This is a genomic window from Sedimentibacter sp. (assembly GCF_033447055.1).
GTDB lineage: Bacteria > Bacillota > Clostridia > Tissierellales > Sedimentibacteraceae > Sedimentibacter.
The window spans coordinates 17,307-37,692 of record NZ_JAWQJF010000035.1 but is presented as its reverse complement, the minus strand read 5'-3'; the positions used below and the strand labels follow the sequence as shown (position 1 = coordinate 37,692).

General features: G+C 34.0%; 14 protein-coding genes and 1 pseudogene. 1 reads left to right on the top strand and 14 read right to left on the bottom strand.

What is annotated here, in order from left to right; translation table 11 throughout:
* The first annotated feature begins 44 nt into the window (after positions 1 to 44).
* Positions 45 to 1,391 carry a Na+/H+ antiporter NhaC family protein gene (locus SA378_RS02280; protein WP_318524369.1) on the top strand — a complete coding sequence of 449 codons (1,347 nt, stop codon included), beginning with the start codon at positions 45 to 47 and terminating at the stop codon, positions 1,389 to 1,391.
* A 113-nt stretch (positions 1,392 to 1,504) separates the two neighbouring features.
* On the opposite strand, the gene SA378_RS02275 is transcribed toward SA378_RS02280, so the two are convergent.
* From SA378_RS02275 to spoVT, 14 genes and pseudogenes are all read right to left on the bottom strand, one after another.
* A complete protein-coding gene (locus SA378_RS02275) occupies positions 1,505 to 2,800 on the bottom strand; it encodes a LysM peptidoglycan-binding domain-containing protein (RefSeq protein WP_318524368.1) in 1,296 nt (431 codons plus the stop codon).
* Between the two features lie 97 nt (positions 2,801 to 2,897).
* Positions 2,898 to 4,151, bottom strand: a complete 1,254-nt coding sequence (gene purD / locus SA378_RS02270; RefSeq protein WP_318524367.1) for a phosphoribosylamine--glycine ligase — start codon at positions 4,149 to 4,151, stop codon at positions 2,898 to 2,900.
* Between the two features lie 9 nt (positions 4,152 to 4,160).
* Positions 4,161 to 5,717: a bifunctional phosphoribosylaminoimidazolecarboxamide formyltransferase/IMP cyclohydrolase gene (gene purH, locus SA378_RS02265; RefSeq protein WP_318524366.1), complete on the bottom strand. Its 1,557-nt coding sequence runs from the start codon at positions 5,715 to 5,717 to the stop codon at positions 4,161 to 4,163.
* A gap of 46 nt (positions 5,718 to 5,763) precedes the next feature.
* Entirely contained in the window at positions 5,764 to 6,387 is a 624-nt protein-coding gene (gene purN, locus SA378_RS02260; protein WP_318524365.1) for a phosphoribosylglycinamide formyltransferase, read from the bottom strand.
* The gene (gene purM / locus SA378_RS02255; RefSeq protein ID WP_318524364.1) at positions 6,375 to 7,415 is read right to left on the bottom strand and encodes a phosphoribosylformylglycinamidine cyclo-ligase; all 1,041 of its coding nucleotides are present in this window, start codon (positions 7,413 to 7,415) and stop codon (positions 6,375 to 6,377) included. Before purM ends, purN begins: the two co-directional genes overlap by 13 nt.
* Positions 7,416 to 7,427: 12 nt before the next feature.
* Complete coding sequence (gene purF / locus SA378_RS02250) at positions 7,428 to 8,819, bottom strand: amidophosphoribosyltransferase (protein WP_318524363.1); 1,392 nt, start codon at positions 8,817 to 8,819, stop codon at positions 7,428 to 7,430.
* 29 nt (positions 8,820 to 8,848) lie between these two features.
* The gene (gene purC, locus SA378_RS02245) at positions 8,849 to 9,559 is read right to left on the bottom strand and encodes a phosphoribosylaminoimidazolesuccinocarboxamide synthase (RefSeq protein ID WP_318524362.1); all 711 of its coding nucleotides are present in this window, start codon (positions 9,557 to 9,559) and stop codon (positions 8,849 to 8,851) included.
* A gap of 11 nt (positions 9,560 to 9,570) precedes the next feature.
* A complete protein-coding gene (gene purE / locus SA378_RS02240; RefSeq protein ID WP_318524361.1) occupies positions 9,571 to 10,065 on the bottom strand; it encodes a 5-(carboxyamino)imidazole ribonucleotide mutase in 495 nt (164 codons plus the stop codon).
* A gap of 11 nt (positions 10,066 to 10,076) precedes the next feature.
* Positions 10,077 to 13,829 carry a phosphoribosylformylglycinamidine synthase gene (locus SA378_RS02235; protein WP_318524360.1) on the bottom strand — a complete coding sequence of 1,251 codons (3,753 nt, stop codon included), beginning with the start codon at positions 13,827 to 13,829 and terminating at the stop codon, positions 10,077 to 10,079.
* 230 nt (positions 13,830 to 14,059) lie between these two features.
* Positions 14,060 to 15,127, bottom strand: a complete 1,068-nt coding sequence (buk, locus tag SA378_RS02230; protein ID WP_318524359.1) for a butyrate kinase — start codon at positions 15,125 to 15,127, stop codon at positions 14,060 to 14,062.
* 88 nt (positions 15,128 to 15,215) lie between these two features.
* Positions 15,216 to 15,788, bottom strand: a complete 573-nt coding sequence (locus SA378_RS02225) for an indolepyruvate oxidoreductase subunit beta (protein WP_318524358.1) — start codon at positions 15,786 to 15,788, stop codon at positions 15,216 to 15,218.
* Between the two features lies 1 nt (position 15,789).
* Complete coding sequence (iorA, locus tag SA378_RS02220; protein WP_318524357.1) at positions 15,790 to 17,565, bottom strand: indolepyruvate ferredoxin oxidoreductase subunit alpha; 1,776 nt, start codon at positions 17,563 to 17,565, stop codon at positions 15,790 to 15,792.
* A gap of 255 nt (positions 17,566 to 17,820) precedes the next feature.
* Positions 17,821 to 19,492 (bottom strand): annotated as a pseudogene (locus tag SA378_RS02210) (MBL fold metallo-hydrolase RNA specificity domain-containing protein).
* Between the two features lie 262 nt (positions 19,493 to 19,754).
* Positions 19,755 to 20,306 (bottom strand): stage V sporulation protein T, encoded by a 552-nt coding sequence (spoVT, locus tag SA378_RS02205; RefSeq protein WP_318524355.1) that lies wholly within the window; start codon positions 20,304 to 20,306, stop codon positions 19,755 to 19,757.
* Between the last annotated feature and the right edge of the window lie 80 nt (positions 20,307 to 20,386).

Genomic DNA, 20,386 nt, shown 5'->3' with positions numbered 1-20,386 from the left:
TTATATAATATATATATGCAAAAATTCGGTGAATGGAGTTTTATATGGACTTTTTAATTGCTGTCATAATATTTACACTTTCTCTTATTTTCAGTATTTTCAAAAACATATCTACAATATATCCACTGCTTATTGGAATGTTTTCTTTTTCCTTTGTTGCAACGCATAGAGGATATAATACGAATAGCATTGTAAGAATGCTTTTGAGCGGAATGAAAAAAGCAATGCCTTTAATGCCTATATTTGCTCTAATAGGAATAATTACAGCCTTATGGAGAGCTAGCGGATCAATTTCATTCTTTGTGTATTATGGTACAAAGTTTATGAATCCTGATTATTTTATATTATTTGCATTTTTGCTTTCTTGTTTAGTTTCTTTTGCTCTTGGAACAAGTTTTGGGACTGCAGGCACAATTGGAATTGTTCTTATTGTTTTAGCTAAAGGAGGCAATGTAAACATAAACGCTGCAGCAGGTGCAATAATTTCGGGCGCATTTTTCGGAGACAGATGTTCTCCTACATCTTCAAGCGCAAATCTGGTTGCTGCAATAACTGAAACCAATTTATACGATAATGTAAAAAATATGTTTAAAACAGGATTAATTCCATTTGTTTTTACAGTAATTTTTTACATATTTTTATCAAAAAAATATCCAATAAATATAACAAGCAATTCGTTATTAAATGATATCTCCAATTATTTTAATTTAAACATTGTAACAGTTTTTCCTGCCCTAATAATATTTGTACTCGCATCATTTAAAAAGAATGTACAAACATCAATGCTTTTCAGCATTATATCTGCATTTTTCATTTGCATCTTTGTACAAAATATGGCTATTGAAAAAATAATCAGATCTATGTTGGTAGGGTTTAATTTAGAAGCTGATAGCTCATTGTCAAATATTATATCCGGCGGAGGTTTAATGTCTATGATATCAGTTTCATTCATAGTTTTAATTGCTTCTTCTTATACAGGCATATTTGAAGAAACAGGCATGCTTAATGATATTCAAGGATTTTTGGTAAAAATGAGCAACAAAATTGGAGTTTATCTAACGACTGCTTTCACAAGCATAATTACTGGCGCATTTTGCTGCAATCAAACACTCCCTGTTTTGCTGACACAACAGCTTATGCATAAAATTTATGAAGAAAAAGGATATACTAAGAAAGATATGGCTATTGACCTGGAAAATACAGCAATTATGATATCTGAACTTTTTCCTTGGAGTATAGCAATTGCAGTTCCACTTGCAACACTGTCTGTTGATGCCAGCAGCATTCCATTTGCAATTTATTTATACCTGGTTCCTCTGATTAACATAATAAAACTGCCGGAATTCAAATCTTTCAATTACAATCGTTCAAATAACAATATTGTTGAATAGAAAAAAGGTCAATATCTTCAGTAGATACTGTCCTTTGTTTATTGCTATAGTTAAATTAAGTCATAAATTATGTTATTAAAATTATCAATATCTATTTGTAATATCAGTTTTGATTAATTCCCTATCATTCGATTAATCAAATTTTTCTTAATATCAAAATTTTCATTCAAAAGCACCCAATTCTGCGCGAATGGATATCCCAGTCCCCAATAACTTAAGCCTCTTAAATCATATTCCTTAACAGCATCAAATTTAGCCTGGGCGCTTCTGGCATCTTCAAACCAAACTTCATGTGCATTCCCTTCTTCATCAGTATAATGAAAATATGGAGATTGACTTACAAAATCATATTTGATTTGTGCCATATTCTTATAAGCCCTGTTCATTGCTTCCTCAACACTTATTGTTTCAGCCTCCTGCCCTTGTGCATGAGGTATTTTCCAATCCCTTGCATAGATTTGAAAACCCATTAGAATTTTATTTTTGGGAATAGCTGTAACTGCATAATCAAGAACTTTCTCAATTTCATTTATAGGAGAAATAGCTCTGGGCTGTCCACCCCTCCACCCCCACTCATAAGTCATCAAAACCACAAAATCTGCAAGTTTTCCATGTGCAGCATAATCATGTGCTTCATATAGAAGACCTTTTTGATCTGCACTTATTTTAGGAGCTAATGCTGTAGAAACAAAATATCCTTCATCATGCAATTTTTTTACTGTACTCTTTAAAAAATTATTGTATGCTTCTCTGTCCTCGGGAAGGACATATTCAAAATCAATGTTTAGTCCTTGATAACCTTTGTCTCTCATGGTGTTTATTATATTTGTCTGTACCTTTTCCACAATCTGAGGATTGTTCAATATGATGTTTGCAATGTTTTGTCCTTTTACGTTACTTGTAAAGTTCACAATAGACATCATTGGCACAACACCTTTAGATATAGCTTCCCCAATAGCAGGTTCATCTTCAATTGGTACAAGACTTCCATCTTCTTGTATTAAATACCCAAACGGAGCTAAATATGTTAAAAACTCTCCTGCTTCTCTGACTACAGGCAAAGAATCTTCCCCTAATATATAGGTGTACGCATTTACTTCTATTTCTGGTTTTTGTTTTTCAGGTATTTGTAAAATCTGTCCAGGGTATATTAGATTTGGGTTAAGAATTTTATTTTTCCACAATAAGTCTTGAACAGGTATACCATAGCTTTGTGCTATACCCCACAAGGTATCTCCTCTTTTTACAGCATAAACATTATCATCTGAAGGTATTATAAGTGATTGACCGACTAATAATATCTCAGGATTTGTTATTCCGTTAGCTTCAATGATTTCTTTAATATCAACATTATAATAATTGGCAATTTTCCACAATACCTCTCCCTTTTGAACTGTATGAATGAGCATGACAACCTCCCTATTAACATTATAATATTAATATATTCAGTTAATTCTCCAAAATGATAATAAGCACAAAAAAACAAAAAGGACTTACGTCCTTTCTTTATAATTTTGCAATATCTTTTCTGTATTCCATATTTTCAAATTTAATTTTTGGAATATTTTTATATATTTTTTCTCTTGCTTCATCAAATGTGTTTCCAAGGGCAGTTACTGCTAAAACTCTGCCACCGTCAGTTAATACTTTGCCATTTGATAATTTTGTTCCTCCGTGGAATACAATTATGTCTTCATCTACTGATTCAAGGCCTGTAATTTCTTTGCCCTTTTCATATTCTTCAGGATAACCGCCGGATGCGAGTATTACTGTGACACTTTTTTCTTCTTTCCATTCTAAATCATCATCTGAAAGATTTCCATCAATGCATTTTTCCATAATTGACACTAAATCTGACTTTAATCTTGGAATTACTGATTCTGTCTCTGGATCTCCAAAACGAGTATTGTATTCCAATACTTTTGCTTCTTTGTTTTTTATCATTAGACCAATAAACAGCACTCCTCTGAAATCTATTCCTTCACCAATGAACCCTTGAAATGTTGTGTCAATAATTTTTTCTTTGATATATTTATTCAATGAATCAGTATATATAGGATTAGGTGAAAAGTTGCCCATACCTCCGGTATTCAAACCTTTGTCGCCGTCATATGCTTTTTTATAATCTCTGGCACTTTCCATTGGTATAATATTTTTACCATCAACAAAGCAAAGAAGTGAAGCTTCAATTCCATCAAGGAATTCTTCAATTACTACCAGATTGCCTGCTTCTCCAAACTGCTTGTCGTTCATTATACTGATTACAGCTTTTTGTGCTTCTTCCATTGTTTCGCAAATGAGAACGCCTTTGCCTGCGGCCAGTCCGTCTGCTTTTATTACTACAGGAACATCGAAGTCTTTCAAACCTTCCAGCGCAAGTTTTGAATCTTCATACACTTCATATTTTGCTGTAGGTATTTTGTATTTTTCCATAAAGTCTTTTGAATAAGATTTGCTTCCTTCAAGTCTGGCACCTTTTTTCATCGGTCCAAAAGCTTTTATTCCTTTTTCCATAAGCATATCTACTAAGCCGCTAACCAATGGACCTTCAGGTCCTACTACAACCATATCAATTTTATTATCCACAGAAAATTTAGTAAGTTCTTCTAAATTATCAGCTTTTATATTAACAATTTCTGCTATTTCACATATGCCTGCATTGCCTGGTGCGCAATATAATTTAGAAACTTTTTTACTTTGTTTTATTTTCCAGCATAAAGTATGTTCTCTTGCTCCGCTTCCAACTACAAGTATTTTCATCAGTACCTCCTAGTGCTTAAAGTGTCTCATGCCTGTAAATAACATTGAAATATTGTATTTATCGCATGCTTCTATAGAATCATTGTCTTTGATGGAACCACCTGGTTGAATAATAGATGTAATTCCTGCTTTTGCTGCTGCTTCAACACTATCTGAGAACGGAAAATATGCATCAGAAGCAAGAGCTGCTCCTTTTAAGCTGTCTTCTCCAAGAAATTCAACAGCATGTTCTATAGCTTGCTTGCATGCCCAAATACGATTTACCTGGCCAGGTCCTATACCTATGGACTGACCATTTTTAACTATTGTAATAGCATTGGATTTTGTATGTTTTACAATTTTCCAAGCCATCATTAAATCTTTCATTTCTTGTTCAGAAGGTGATTTTTGTGTAGCTGTTTTTAATTCCTCTTCATCGGATAAAAGTTTAGAATCAATAGTTTGAACAAGAATGCCTCCTGCAACTTTCTTAAGGTCATATGCATTTTCATCTTGTTTTTTCATTATATTTTCTATTAATAACAGTCTTATGTTTTTCTTTGATTTAAGTATTTCCAGCGCTTTTTCTGAATAAGAAGGAGCAACAACTATCTCAACAAAAATTTTGTTGATTTCCTCTGCTGTTTTTTCATCCACTTCTCTGTTCATTACTACTATTCCGCCAAAAATTGAAGTAGGATCAGCATTGAAAGCTTTAATATACGCTTCATAAACAGTATCTCCTGTTCCAACTCCGCAAGGATTTGAGTGCTTGCATGCAACGACAGTTGGTTCTGAAAATTCTTTTAAAAGCTCAAGAGCTCCATTTGTATCATTTATGTTGTTAAACGAAAGTTCTTTTCCGTGAAGCTGCACAGCAGATGCAAGAAGTCCGTCTGCTTTTCTGACTTCTTTGTAAAATGCTGCCTTTTGATGGGGATTTTCTCCATAGCGCATATCTTGAACTTTTTCAAATGTCATTGTAAATGTTTCAGGCAAATCATAATCTTTTCTTTCATTTTTCATGTAAGCAGCAATCAATGAGTCATAGTTTGCTGTATGTGCAAACACTTTTGAACATAAATAAAATTTTGTGTCAATAGACACTTCCTTATTAGTTTTAATTTCATCTATAATTTTGTCATAATCTCTTGGGTCCACCACTACTGCTACATCCTGATAGTTTTTAGCAGCAGAACGAAGCATTGTAGGTCCTCCAATATCTATATTTTCAATAGCTTCTTGTCTAGTCACGTCATCTTTAAGTATGGTTTGTTTGAATGGGTATAAATTTACCACTACTATGTCAATCGTATCAATATTTAAATCTGCTAATTGTTTCATATGCTCCGGATTAGAACGAATTGCCAAAAGTCCTGCGTGTATTTTTGGATGCAATGTTTTGACTCTGCCGTCCAAGCATTCAGGAAAACCCGTAACTTCAGAAATACCAATAACTTTTACGCCTGCATTTTCAAGTGTCTTATGCGTTCCTCCTGTTGAAATTATTTCAACTCCAAGTTCTTGAAGTTTTTTAGCAAATTCAACTATACCTGTTTTATCAGATACACTTATTAAAGCTCTCATGATTACGCTCCCTAATATTTATTTTTATCTAATAGCAATATAACTCTTAATTGATTTTTACTTTTCTTCCTACAACTTCAATTTTTCCGTCACAGTAATATTTAACTGACAGCGGAAGTATTTTATGTTCTATTTTCAATATTTTTTTCTGCAGTGTCTCTGCTGAATCATCATAATCAACTTCAACTGATTCCTGCATTATGATTGGTCCGGTATCAGCTTGTTCATCTACAAAATGGACAGTTGCACCGCTTAGTTTAACTCCGTAATTAACAGCTGCTTCATGAACTTTAAGACCATAGTATCCTTTGCCGCAAAAAGACGGTATTAAGGATGGATGAATATTAATAATTTTGTTTCTGTACTTTTCTATGAAATTGCCGGATAAAATTTTAAGATACCCCGCCAGCACTATAAGTTCAACTCCATGTTTTTCTAACTCTTCAATTACGGCATCATTGTACATTTCAAAGTTTTCATATTCCTTATGATTGACAAAGACAGCATCTATATTGTGCTGTCTTGCCCTTTCTAGTCCATAGGCATCACTTTTGTTGGAAATAACCACGGTTATTTTTCCATTTATTTCGCCTTTTTCAACATTGTCTATTATTGACTGTAAATTTGTTCCTGAGCCGGAAATCAATACACCTATTTTTAATTGTGGCATATTTTAAGTCCGCCTTCTCTCTTTACTGTCTTTCCGATCACTACCGGTTTTTCTCCAATACTTTCTAAATATCCAATTGCTTTTTTTGCTGTTTCTTTACTCATAGCAGCAACTAAACCAATTCCCATGTTGAAAGTTGAATACATTTCATCTATGTCAATATTTCCTTCTCTTTGCATAAGCTTAAATACAGGAAGCACGTTTATGTTTTTAGTTTCAATGTCAGCTGTTATTCCTTCAGGGAACATTCTTGGAATATTTTCATAAAAACCACCGCCTGTAATATTTGACATGCCTTTAACTTCAAATTTTGAAATTAAATCTAAAACAAGCTGTGGATATATTCTTGTAGGAACAATCAATGCTTCTCCTAATGTGCAACCTAACTCGTCAACATATTGATTTACATCATAATTTTTATGGTCAAAAAATACTTTTCTAACTAGAGAATATCCGTTGCTGTGTATCCCGCTTGAAGGAATTCCTATGAGAACATCACCATCAACTATTTTTGATCCGTCAATTATTTTTTTTTTGTCAACTATACCGACACAAAATCCTGCAATGTCGTATTCCCCTTCGCTGTAAAGGCCCGGCATTTCAGCAGTTTCTCCGCCAATTAAAGCAGCACCTGCTTTAATGCATCCATTTGCAACACCTTTTACTATATCTGCTGCCTTTCTAGGATCTAATTTTCCAGTTGCAATATAATCAAGAAAGAACAGTGGCTTAGCTCCTTGGCATATAACGTCATTTACACACATGGCAACTGCATCTTCGCCTATTGTGTCATGAACATCAGTTTTAAATGCAATCATAAGCTTTGTTCCAACTCCGTCTGTGCCGGAAACCAATACGGGTTCTTCATATTCATTTTTGTCTATTCCAAACATTCCGCCAAAACCGCCGATGTCAGACATTACACCTTTAGTATAAGTTTTTTTTACATAATCTTTTATTAATCTTACTGTTTCATATCCAGCATGAATATCAACACCAGAATCTTTATATGTTAATTTATCAGACATATGAATCTCCTTTTAATCAAATTTTGGAACTTCCATGGGGTAATCCCCGTTCAAGCATGCCAGGCAGAATCCTCTGTCTGAACCTGTGGATTTTATTAAGCCTTCCAAGCTTATAAAATGCAGACTATCTGCTTTTATATATGTTTTTATTTCATCTACCGTCTTATTGGCACCAATCAAATAGCTTCTGAATGGAGTATCTATTCCAAAGAAACATGAATGAGTAACCGGAGGAGAGGCGATACGAACATGGACTTCCTTAGCTCCAGCTTCTCTTACCATTTGAGCAAGCTGTCTTGTTGTAGTTCCTCTTACAATGCTGTCATCAATCATTACTACAACTTTATCTTTAACAAGCTCTTTGTTTACACTGAGCTTTGTTTTTACCCCTTCTTCTCTTAATTCCTGGCTTGGCTCAATAAATGTTCGCTTAGCATATCTGTTTTTTATAAGTCCAAGTCCGTAAGGTATACCAAGCTCATTGGCAAATCCAATCGCTGCAGGTGTTCCTGAATCAGGAACCGAAAAAACCAGATCAGCCTTAACCGGTGCTTCTTGTGCTAATATTTTTCCTGCATTGTATCTTGACTGATAAACATTTATATTATCAATATTGCTGTCTGGTCTTGCAAAATAAACATATTCAAATATGCAGGACCTTTGCTGTGCATATTTATTGCTTTTTATGCTTTCTGCACCATTTTCATCAATAATAATTATTTCTCCGGGCTCAATGTCTCTTACAAATTCTCCGCCCATTGCATATATCGCACAGCTTTCTGAAGCCAGCACATATCCGTCCGGTCTTTTTCCTAAACATAGAGGTCTTAGTCCAAAGTGGTCTCTTACTCCAATGAGCTTGTTTTCTGTCATAATAACAAAAGCAAAAGCTCCTTTAATAATTTCCATAACATTTTTTATGGACTTTAAAATATCTCCGTTTGCATTACGAGCAATCATATTTGCTACTACTTCTGTATCTATTGATGTTTGAAAAATTACCCCACTGTCTTCTAAAAGATCTCTCATGGAATCAGCATTAACTAAATTGCCGTTGTGTGCCAAAGCCAATGTTCCGCTTTTGCATTTTACAACTAATGGCTGAGCATTTTCTATTTCACTTCCACCTGAAGTAGAATATCTAACATGACCAATGGCAATGCCACCTGACAATCTTTGAATTACATCGCTTGTCATAACATCAGAAACTAGGCCCATGTTCTTGTGATATTGTATTTTTCCTCCGGTGTTAATAGCGATGCCTGCACTTTCTTGTCCTCTGTGCTGCAAAGCGAACAAACCGTAGTATATTAATTGTGATGTAATATCCGGATTACTTGAAAAAACTCCAACAACTCCGCACTCTTCATGCAGCTTGTCATCATCTAATATTATATCCTGCATTTTGTCTCCTTATAAACCTTCTTTTAATTTTACTTTTTTTTGCTGATTCTTTCTAATACTTCTTGGTATACTTCTTCTACACCGCCCATATCTCTTCTGAATCTGTCTTTATCCAGTTTTTTATTTGTTTCTGCATCCCACAAACGGCATGTATCAGGTGATATTTCATCAGCTAATATTACTTCACCATCATATAATCCAAACTCTAATTTAAAATCTATCAACTTAATATTAATTTCCAGGAAGAATTTTTTTAGTATTTCATTAACTTTTAAAGCATAGCTTTTAACTTTATCAAGTTGTTCATCTGTTGCATATTCCATTGCTTGAATGTGGTAGTCATTTACCATAGGATCTCCGAGCGCATCATTTTTGTAAGAAAATTCAAGCACTGTTTTTTTCATTGGAACACCTTCTTCAAGTCCAAGTCTTTTAGCTAAAGATCCTGCTACAACATTTCTTACTATAACTTCCAACGGAAGTATTTTCACTGCTTTAACCAGTGATTCTCTATCGTTTAAAAGTTCAATTTGATGAGTTGGTATTCCTTCTTGTTCTAACATTGCAAACAATGCTGCTGACATTTTATTGTTTACAACGCCTTTACCAACTATTGTTCCCTTTTTCTCTCCGTTAAATGCCGTTGCATCATCTTTGTATTCAACAATATATTTTTTCTCATCGTCAGTTTTAAAAACCTTCTTTGCTTTTCCTTCATAAATCATCTCTAATTTTTCCATTTTACACTCTCCTAAAAATTATTTAATTTTTCATTTAGTTTTCTATCTTTTTCTAAAACTTTTTCTGCCATTTGGTTTTTATATTCTTTAAATTTAATTCTAAGTTCTTCATATTTTACTGACAAGATTTGAACAGCTAAAAGCGCTGCATTATCAGCTCCATTTATAGCTACAGTAGCAACCGGAACTCCGGGAGGCATCTGTACTATAGCTAAAAGTGCGTCGATACCGTCAAGTTCTGATGAACAGATTGGAACGCCAATTACCGGAAGAGGTGTGCAGCCTGCCAGAACTCCAGGCAAGTGAGCAGCTTTACCTGCCGCTCCAATTATTACTTCATATCCGTATTCTTCAGCATTTTTTGCAAAATCTAATGCAACATCAGGAGTTCTGTGAGCAGAAATAACCCTAACGTCAACTTCTACTCCAAAATCTTTTAAAATATTGTATCCTTTTTCTACAATCGGGAAATCCGAATCACTTCCCATAATAATAGCTACTTTCATTGTTCCTCCTGTTATTTGAAATATTTTACTCCGGATTCAAATATTAATTGGTCTTTGTTACCAGGTATGTTTAAATATAAATCTTTATCCCGTCTTTCTGAATGTCCCATTTTTCCAAGCACTCTTCCATCAGGGCTCGTAATGCCTTCAATAGCTTCCACTGAACCATTTGGGTTATACAATCCGTCATAAGTTGGTTTATTATCTGCATCTACATACTGAGTTGCAATTTGGCCGTTATTTTTTAGTGTTTTTATCCACTTATCATTTGCAACAAATCTTCCTTCTCCGTGAGAAAGAGGCATGTAATGAACGTCTCCAACCTGACAACCATTAAGCCAAGGTGATAAATTTGATACCACTTTAGTTTTGGCAAATGTTGATACATGTCGAGCAATTTTATTGTAAGTCAGAGTTGGATAATCATCTTTCATATCTACAATTTCTCCAAAAGGTACAAGCCCAAGTTTGACTAATGCCTGAAATCCATTGCAAATACCGATTATTAAACCATCTCGATTTTTTAACAAATTCATCACTGCATCCTTTAAAAGTTCATTGCGAAATACTGCTGCAATAAACTTTCCGGAACCTTCAGGTTCATCGCCTGCGCTGAATCCTCCAGGGAAAGCAATAATTTGAGATTGTCTTATAATTTTATTCATTTGTGCAATTGATTCTTGCACGTCTTGAGTGCTTAAATTTTTAAATACGAATATTTCAGCTTCTGCACCGGCTCTTTCGAAAGCTCTCTTAGTGTCATATTCGCAGTTTGTTCCCGGAAATGCAGGTATGAACACTTTTGGCTTTGCAACACTTAAAGATGATTTAATTTTTGCTTTGCCCTTTTGTGCGTTATTTGTGTAGCTTTCTATTGTTCCTTCAGCGTCTTTTTTTATCGGGTAAATGCTGTTTAAAGGCTTTACCCATGCTAATTTCATTTCATCTATTGAAATGATTGTATTGTTAATTGAAATTTCTTTTTCACTTGTTGTATTTCCTAATTCAATCGAGTTTATTATTCCCAATTTTTCATTTTCTTTAACTTCAAGAATAATATCTCCGTAATTTGCTGTAAACAACTCGTTTAACTCAATTGCAACATTTTCATTAGCTGCAAATCCGATTTCATTTCCAAATGTCATTTTGCTTATGGCTGCAGCAATTCCTCCGAATGCAACCGTATGTGCGCTGAGCACTTTGCCGGCTTTGACGGCTTCGTGTATTTGAGAATATTTTGTTTTAATATCTTCAAAATCCGGAATATTGTTTTCGTTTTTATTTATTTTTACCAGCAAAACTTTGCTGTTATTTTCTTTAAATTCTGGAGAAATTGTATTTCTCACATCTGAAACTGCAACTGCAAAACTTACCAGTGTTGGGGGTACGTTCATATCCTTGAATGTTCCGGACATGCTGTCCTTTCCTCCAATTGCCGGAATATTTAATTCATGCTGCACTTTGTAAGCTCCAAGAATTGCGCTCAGAGGTTTTCCCCATCTTTCAGGAACATTGCCAAGTTTTTCAAAGTATTCCTGCAGCGTCAACCTGACATTTTTATAATCTCCACCCATTGCAACAATTTTTGCAACGGAATGAATTACAGCATACATTGCGCCGTGATAAGGGCTTTGTTTTGATAAATATGGATCAAATCCATGTGCCATAAGTGAGCATGTATTTGTAACTCCGTTTAAAACCGGAATTTTAGCTGCCATTCCTTCTGCGGGAGTTAATTGATTTTTGCCTCCATAAGGCATGAGCACTGTTCCTGCTCCCACTGTTGAATCGAATCTTTCAACAAGTCCTTTTTGACAGGCAACATTTAAATTTTTTAAATTTTCTATCCATTCATCTTTTAAATTGTTAATGGATTTTTCAGTACTTTTAATAATTTCAGGTTCTTTTATAAATGCTTTGACATTTTGCTTAACTCCGTTAGTGTCAAGAAAATCTCTGCTTATATTTAAAATTAATTTGCCTCTCCAAGTCATTTGAAGTCTTCTGTCATCTGTTACACAAGCGACAACTGTTGACTCAAGATTTTCCTGGTGAGCCAGTTCGTTAAATTTATCTTCATGCTCTTTTCTTACAACAACTGCCATTCTTTCCTGTGATTCAGATATTGCAAGTTCAGTCCCATCAAGTCCTTCATATTTTTTAGGCACAGCATCAAGGTTTATTAATAGTCCTTCAGCAAGTTCTCCTATGGCAACCGATACTCCGCCTGCACCAAAGTCATTGCATCTTTTTATAAGTTTGCTTGTTTCAGGATTTCTAAAAAGTCTTTGAATTTTTCTTTCAGTAGGTGCATTTCCCTTTTGAACTTCTGAACCACAAACTAAAATTGATTCCTCTGTATGTTCTTTTGAAGACCCTGTTGCTCCACCGCATCCGTCTCTTCCTGTCTTCCCGCCAAGTAATATTATAACATCACCATTTTCAGGAACTTCTCTTATTACGTTTTTTCTTGGTGCTGCTGCTATTACTGCACCAATTTCCATTCTTTTTGCAACATAATCAGGATGATATATTTCAACAACATGGCCTGTCGAGAGTCCAATTTGATTTCCATAAGAACTGTAGCCTGCCGCAGCTTCTGTAGAAATTTTTCTTTGAGGAAGCTTTCCCGGTAAAGTGTCTTCAATTTTTTGTCTTGGGTCACCGCTTCCGGTAACGCGCATTGCCTGGTAAACATAAGCTCTTCCTGAAAGGGGATCTCTTATTGCTCCTCCAAGGCAAGTTGCAGCACCTCCAAAAGGCTCTATTTCTGTAGGATGGTTGTGAGTTTCATTTTTGAACATCAAAAGCCATTCTTCATTTTTACCATCAATTTCAACATTCATAACAATGCTGCACGCATTTATTTCATCTGATTCTTCTAAATCATCAAGCATTCCTTTTTTCTTTAATTCCTTGGCTCCTATTGTTGCCAAATCCATCAAGCAAATATCTTTATGTTTGTTTTCATATACAAATTTTCTGCTTTCAATATACTCATCATAAGTACTTTTAATTTCATCAGCAACTTTTCCGTCTTCAAATTCAACATTATCAATTACTGTAGAAAATGTAGTATGTCTGCAGTGATCAGACCAGTATGTGTCTATAACTTTAATTTCAGTAACTGTCGGGTTTCTTTTTTCTATTGATTTAAAATATTCCTGACAAAAAAGCAAATCCTCGGTACTCATAGCAAGCCCCATATTAATACGATACGCTTCTACTTCTTCCTTAGATTTGTTTATAAAATTTTCTACAACCTCAACGTCCCCTGGTTCCGGGTACTCTTCATCTAGAGTGTCTGGTTTAATTAAATCCGCCACCCTGGAATCTACGGGGTTGATGTAGTATTCTTTAATTTTTTCAAAATCCTCATCTGACAAATTACCTTCGAGGATTATAACTTTAGCATATTTCACAGGAGGTTTTTCTTTTCCCGTAACAATTTGAATGCATTGTGCTGCTGAATCTGCTCTTTGATCATATTGACCAGGCAAATATTCAACTGCAAAAATTTTGTTGTCTTGTTCATCAATTTTTTCTAAATAAACAAAGTCTTGGTTTGGTTCTGAAAACACCGCAGTTACAGCCTTATCAAAATCTTCGTCATCTATGTGGGACACCTCATATCTGTTTAATATTCTCACATTGTTTAATTTGTCCAGCTTTAGATTTTCTTTGAAGTTATTCATTAAATTCATAGCTTCAGTGTTAAATCCTTGTTTTTTTTCTACAAATACTCTTTTAACATCAAAGTTCATATATAACCATCCTTTTTTGTTATACAATATTCAACATTTAAATTCAAATATATGATAACAAATATAAAAATGATTGTCAATAATTTTTCTAGACAAATTTTAATTATTGTTCAATATTAATTCGTATCATTACGAACTATGTTAATGTTAATCATCTTATATTTCGTAATAGCATGAACCAGTATAATTATTCCAACCATCATAAAAAAACCCGCATTACGCGGGTTTAGTTATTCTGTATATTCTCTTGCTTTTTCTTCTCCTTTAAGCACTCTTAATGCACCGTATGCCAATGCTTCCATTTCATTCTCTCCAGGCATAATTTCAACTTTGCCTATGAAAGAAACCCTTCTTTCTATCCAAGAAGTAAGCATTTTAGAATGAGCTATACCTCCTGTTAAAACAATTACATCCACGTTTCCTTCTACAACTGTGGCTAGTTCTCCAATCCCCTTGGCTATTTGATATGCCATTGCTTCATATATTAATTTTGCTTGTTCATTTCCTTCTGCAATCATGCTTTCCACATCTCTTGCATCAATAGTATTTAAATAAGCTTTTAAGCCACCCTTTCCTCTTAGTTTTCTATGCATAGTCTTTTTATCATATTTTCCGGAGTAACACAGATTAATCAATTCTCTGCAAGGAACTCTCCCTGCCCTTTCAGGGGAAAATGGTCCTTCATCATCAGAAACCAAATCCACAATCTGCCCACCGTGATGAAGATTTATTGAAATTCCTCCGCCTAAATGAGCAACTATTATATTTAAATCTTCATATTTTTTCCCAAGTTTCTTAGCTGCTTTTATTGCCATTGCTCTAGTATTAAGCACATGACTTGAACTTGTTCTTGGAATATCAGGCATACCAGATATTCTTGCAATATCCGGAAATTCGTCAGTCATTACCGAGTCATAAATATAAGCTGTTACACCTGCATCGTGTGCAATTTCATATGCAATAGGCGCAGCAAGATTTGAAGCATGTTCCATGACAGGACGTTTTTCCACCCTGTCAAGCATAAGATTATTGATTATATAAGCGCCTGATTTAACCGGAGGAAGCATTCCTCCTCTTGCAACTACAGCTGACAATTCTTTAATATCAAATCCTTTTTCTTTTAAATATGACATAACTAATTGCTCTCTCATGTGTAATTGATCTTCAACATTTTCAAATTTATCAATTACTTCAACCGGATGGTCAATAGCATAAGTAAAAATTTCTTTCTCGTCTTCATACAGTGCTATTTTTGTAGAAGTAGAACCTGGATTAATTGCTAATATTTTATAAGTCATCTTATTTGCATTTCACCTCTTTCATTAGTATAACTATAACTATTGATAAAAATTGTTCAGCAATAAGCTGAACAATTTTTTTATAACATCACACAGCGTCAATTCCTGCGTGAAACGCCTTTACATTTAAATCTGCGAACTTTTCTTTGACTAAACTTTTAATGACTTTTTCCCAATCAATATCAGTCAAATTCATTGATTTAACCAAAGCACCAAACAATACCACATTCATAACTTTCATATTTCCTAATTTTTCAGAAATTTCTGCAGCATTTATTACTTTCGTATTGACTTTCTCTGTAATCTTTTCAATTATACCTTGAGGATAATCTACTTTTCCTTCAAGTATTGGAGCCGATGGCATTTCATAATCATTCAACACTACTACTCCATCTGGTTTTAAATATTCAAGCCATCTTAATGTTTCCATTGTTTCAAAAGAAACCAGTATATCAGCTTCTCCTATTCCTATAATAGGAGAATATATTTTATCTCCATATCTAACCTGAGTTGAAACACTACCTCCTCTCTGTGCCATACCATGTATTTCTGACATTTTTACATCATAGCCAGCTTCTACAAGCCCTGTTGATAAAATTTTACTTACAAGTATCGTTCCTTGACCGCCTACACCAACTAATAAAATGTTTTTTGCGTTCATTTTACTCACCCACCTTACTAATAGCATTTACAGGACATACCTGCATGCACAATTCGCATCCTACACATTGAGCTTTGTTAATTGAAGCTTTTTTAATATCTTTATCAAAATAAATTGCAGGGCATCCTGTGCTTATACACATTTTACAACCGATACATTTTTCATGATCAACTTCACAAACCCCACTAATTTTTCCAAACTCTTCAATATCACCCTTTGAATATTTTTTAAGTGCACATGGATATCTTGTAATGATAACCGAAGGTTCATTTAAAGCAAATGCCCAGTCTAAAGTAGCTTTCATATCTGCCTGATCTAATGGATTTACTGTTCTAATATGTTCAATTCCCAATGCTTCAACTATTTTTGCAATGTCTGCAATTTTTGTTTCTGCACCCTGAAGTGTGTATCCTGTTCCGGGATTTTCTTGATGACCTGTCATAGCAGTTATTCTATTATCAAGTATGCAAGTAATTGTATTTCCTTTATTGTATACTACATCCAACAAACTTGTCATGCCTGAATGGAAGAATGTTGAATCCCCTATGGTTGCTACAAGTCTTTTCCCATCATTATTTTTTTCAAACACCTTTTTAGCGCCATGAGCCATGCTGACACTTGCACCCATGCAAATTACTGTATCCATTGCATTTAACGGTGCAGCTCCTCCCAATGTATAACAGCCTATATCACCGGTTATCATTACGTTCTTTCTCTTTGAAAGTTCATAGTAAAATGCTCTGTGAGGACATCCTGCACATAAAGTCGGAGGCCTTCCAACTGTTACCGTTTTGTCATAATCAATTGTTTGTTTTTCTGTCCCAAGCAATGATTTTCCAACAATATCAGGATTAAGCTCCCAAGTGTTTGGTATTTTTGATTTTCCGATACAATTAATTCCTGCAGCTTTAATTTGCTCTTCCATAAATGGCTCTAATTCTTCTACCACATAAAGAGTATCAACTTCTTCTGCAAATTTTTTTATTTTTTCCATCGGAAGAGGGAACGTAAAACCTATTTTTAAGTAAGAAGCAGTATCTCCAAAAACTTCCCTTGCATATTGATATGCAACACCTGCAGAAATTACCCCTACTTTTTTATCATTCCATTCAATGTAGTTTAATTCTGTTTCATCTGAAAATTTAGCTAATTCCACAAGCTTCTTTTCAACTTTAACATGCAATTGTTTTGCTATAGCAGGAGCTATATAATTTTTTTGCAAATCTTTTTTATAACTTTTAATAGGAACTTCAATTCTTTCGCCTGTTTCAACTATTGACTTGCTGTGGCACAATCTGGTAGTCATTCTAATCATGACCATTGTATCATACTTTTCACTGATTTCCAAGGCTTCTTTAACCATATCTTTAGCTTCTTGGCTGTCGCTAGGTTCTACCATGGCTACTTTAGCCATTTTTGCAAAATATCTGTTATCTTGTTCATTTTGAGAAGAATGTAATCCCGGATCATCTGCGCTTATTAATACCATACCGCCATTAACACCTGTGTATCCTATCGAAAAAAAAGGATCTGCAGCAACATTGAGTCCAACATGTTTCATAGCTGTCAATGTTCTTGCACCTGCAAAACAAGCACCTACAGCTGATTCTACAGCAACTTTCTCATTTGGAGCCCACTCTGCTATAATTTCTTTATAAGGAGCAATATTTTCTAATATTTCAGTACTTGGTGTGCCAGGATATGCAGCAGCGTAATGAACACCTGCCTCATATGCTCCAAGAGCAATAGCCTCGTTTCCTGTCAATAACTTTTTCATTCATTGTCCTTCCTTTCTAATTTTATAATTATAAGGGGTTGTACCTAATTCTATTCTTATCATATTAAATACAACTATAATTACACGCCATTTACTAACATGCATAATTTGTGCCATAAATTTTGTTTTAACTATTTTTATTAGAACCATGAAATCACAAGCTTAATTTTTTTGCGACAGAAAAACGTTTCTTAGTAGCGCTTTTAAAAGGGTTAAAAGGTTTTAGATTTTGTTCCTTTTAACCCTATGCTCACCTTATTTACCGCTCAGTATGGATAAATTTACTATCTCATTTTCCAAGCTCAAAATATTGTTGTTTATTTTTTTGTATTTTTCAATATTTACATTATCTTTTTTCAAATATCCTTCTGTGTTGTTCAATGCTTTTTCAAAAGTATTCCTTAGTTTTTCAATTTCACTTAGTAATTCAGTAATTTGATTTTCTTTTGCCTTCTGTCTGATTATCGCTACATCTGAATCTTCCAAAACTGCTTCCTTAACTTCAGCTTGCTTTTTAATATCATATACCATATTGTATTCAGGAATAATACAGTCTATATTCAGCGTACCTTTAACTTCCTTTGCAAATGCAATCTTCGCCTCAGCTTCTCCATGAACAATAAAAACTTTCTTAGGTTTTTCTTTAAATCCCTTTAACCAATTCATAAGACCTATTTTATCTGCATGACCAGAAAATCCTTCAACATTGTATATTTCAGCATTTATATGTATTTGCTCCCCAAATATTTTAACATCTCTTTCACCGTCTACAATTCTTCTGCCTAAAGATCCTTCTGCTTGATAACCTACAAAAACAATACTTGATTCCTTTTTTCCAAAGATTATGCTTTAAATGATGTTTTATTCTTCCTGCATCACACATACCACTAGCCGAAATAATTATTTTTGGTTCGTTTGAAAAATTAAGCATCTTAGATTCTTCCGCACTTTGTGTAAAATGAAGATTTTCAAATTCAAGAGGATTATCACCTTTCATAATATAATCTCTTGCTTCGTCATCAAATACATTGGCATTTTGTTTGAATATTTCCGTTGCTTTTGTTGCTAATGGACTATCTATGTAAACCGAAACTTTTCTAAAATCATCTTCAACAGTTCCTGCCTTATCCTGATGATTATCATAATACTTATTCAGTTCATAAATGATTTCCTGAGTTCTTCCGACTGCAAATGCCGGTATTACTACAGTACCTTTTCTTTTAATAGTTTTTAATATAATTTCAATAAGAGCTTCTGATCTTTGTTCAATATTATCATGAATTCTATTGCCATATGTAGATTCCATAATAAGATAATCTGCGCTTTCAATAATTGTAGGATCCTTTAGCAATGCTTTTTCCTGCATTCCTAAATCTCCTGAAAACACAAGCTTTACAATATCACTTTCATCCTTTATCCATATCTCAATTATGGATGAACCAAGTATATGTCCGGCGTCATTGAATTTTATAGTAATATTTTCATCTATACTGATTATTTGATTGTAAAGAACCGGCATGAAGTACTGAAAACTTTCCGAAGCATCTTTTTGAGTGTACATAGGCTCGATTAATTTTCTTCCTGAACGCTTCGCTTTGACATTTTTCCACTCTGCTTCACTTTCTTGTATATGCGCCGAATCCATAAGCATTATTTGACATAAATCATATGTTGGTTTTGAACAATAAATTTTACCTTTGAAGCCTTTTTTTACTAACATCGGAATTCTACCGCTGTGATCAATATGACTGTGACTAAGCAAGAGGTAATCGATTTCTGCAGGATTAACTTCAAATTCTTCAAAGTTCAAATCTTCATCTCTGCCTTGATACATGCCACAGTCTAATAGTATTTTTTTATTTTCAACTTGTATTAAGTGGCTTGAGCCTGTTACCCCTTGTACTGCACCTAAAAATCTAATTTTCATTTCACACCTCACTATTTAGTATTACATGATTATACCACAACATGACCATACTAAACAATAATATTGCTCTTAAGTTTTGTAAGATTTATTTTTTTAAAATTTTTTACTTCTTTACAAAGTTGGGTAATTAAAAAAGTTGCTGAGCACCCCCCTAACGGCAAGGACGTCTTGTCCTTTGCAATCCTCGTTTTTATGCATTAGGAAAGAGAACTTTCCTAGTACATAAAAAAGGAGTCCTCACGAACTCCTCCATGTTACAACATTAATTTTCCATTTGTCTTGATAAAAATATACTTGCAGTTTTAACAAGTTTTTCTTCTGCTTCAGACATTTTAGCTGTTTTATCTTTTGATAAAAGTATTACTGCACCTATAGGATCACCATGTACTAATATTGGCGATATAACTTGAGCTGTATAATTGTCAGGATTAAATTCATTTGCAGTAATTCTGATTGGTTTTGCATTGCCACTTGTAATGTATACTTCTCTGCTTTCAATGATTTTCTCAAGCTCTGGACTCAATCTTTTTTCTGTATAATCTTTTTTAGAACTTCCGGATACTGCAATTACGCCATCTCTATCAGTTATTATTGCAATATGCCTTGTAGTTTCAAATAAAGATTCAACATACTCCCCTGAAAATTCTGTCAATTCTCCAATTGGCGAATACTTTTTGAGTATTATTTCACCTTCCCTATCAGTAAATATTTCTAAAGGATCCCCTTCTCTTATTCTCAATGTTCTTCTAATTTCTTTTGGGATTACTACTCTGCCCAAATCATCAATTCTTCTGACAATTCCAGTTGCTTTCATGATATGTTCCTCCAATTGCATAATTTTATATTTAAATGACATTTCTTTTAATATTTTCTATTATTTGCACTTTAATAGAT

Bases quoted from the DNA above. Each gene is read 5' to 3' on its own strand.
- purC (WP_318524362.1), bottom strand. From the start codon at position 9,559: ATGGAAAAATTAGAGATGATTTATGAAGGAAAAGCAAAGAAGGTTTTT.
- purF (WP_318524363.1), bottom strand. From the start codon at position 8,819: ATGCAGGATATAATATTAGATGATGACAAGCTGCATGAAGAGTGCGGA.
- SA378_RS02225 (WP_318524358.1), bottom strand. From the start codon at position 15,788: ATGAACGCAAAAAACATTTTATTAGTTGGTGTAGGCGGTCAAGGAACG.
- buk (WP_318524359.1), bottom strand. From the start codon at position 15,127: ATGACTTATAAAATATTAGCAATTAATCCAGGTTCTACTTCTACAAAA.
- SA378_RS02275 (WP_318524368.1), bottom strand. From the start codon at position 2,800: ATGCTCATTCATACAGTTCAAAAGGGAGAGGTATTGTGGAAAATTGCC.
- iorA (WP_318524357.1), bottom strand. From the start codon at position 17,565: ATGAAAAAGTTATTGACAGGAAACGAGGCTATTGCTCTTGGAGCATAT.
- SA378_RS02235 (WP_318524360.1), bottom strand. From the start codon at position 13,829: ATGAACTTTGATGTTAAAAGAGTATTTGTAGAAAAAAAACAAGGATTT.
- purN (WP_318524365.1), bottom strand. From the start codon at position 6,387: ATGCCACAATTAAAAATAGGTGTATTGATTTCCGGCTCAGGAACAAAT.
- purM (WP_318524364.1), bottom strand. From the start codon at position 7,415: ATGTCTGATAAATTAACATATAAAGATTCTGGTGTTGATATTCATGCT.
- spoVT (WP_318524355.1), bottom strand. From the start codon at position 20,306: ATGAAAGCAACTGGAATTGTCAGAAGAATTGATGATTTGGGCAGAGTA.
- purE (WP_318524361.1), bottom strand. From the start codon at position 10,065: ATGAAAGTAGCTATTATTATGGGAAGTGATTCGGATTTCCCGATTGTA.
- SA378_RS02280 (WP_318524369.1), top strand. From the start codon at position 45: ATGGACTTTTTAATTGCTGTCATAATATTTACACTTTCTCTTATTTTC.
- purD (WP_318524367.1), bottom strand. From the start codon at position 4,151: ATGAAAATACTTGTAGTTGGAAGCGGAGCAAGAGAACATACTTTATGC.
- purH (WP_318524366.1), bottom strand. From the start codon at position 5,717: ATGAGAGCTTTAATAAGTGTATCTGATAAAACAGGTATAGTTGAATTT.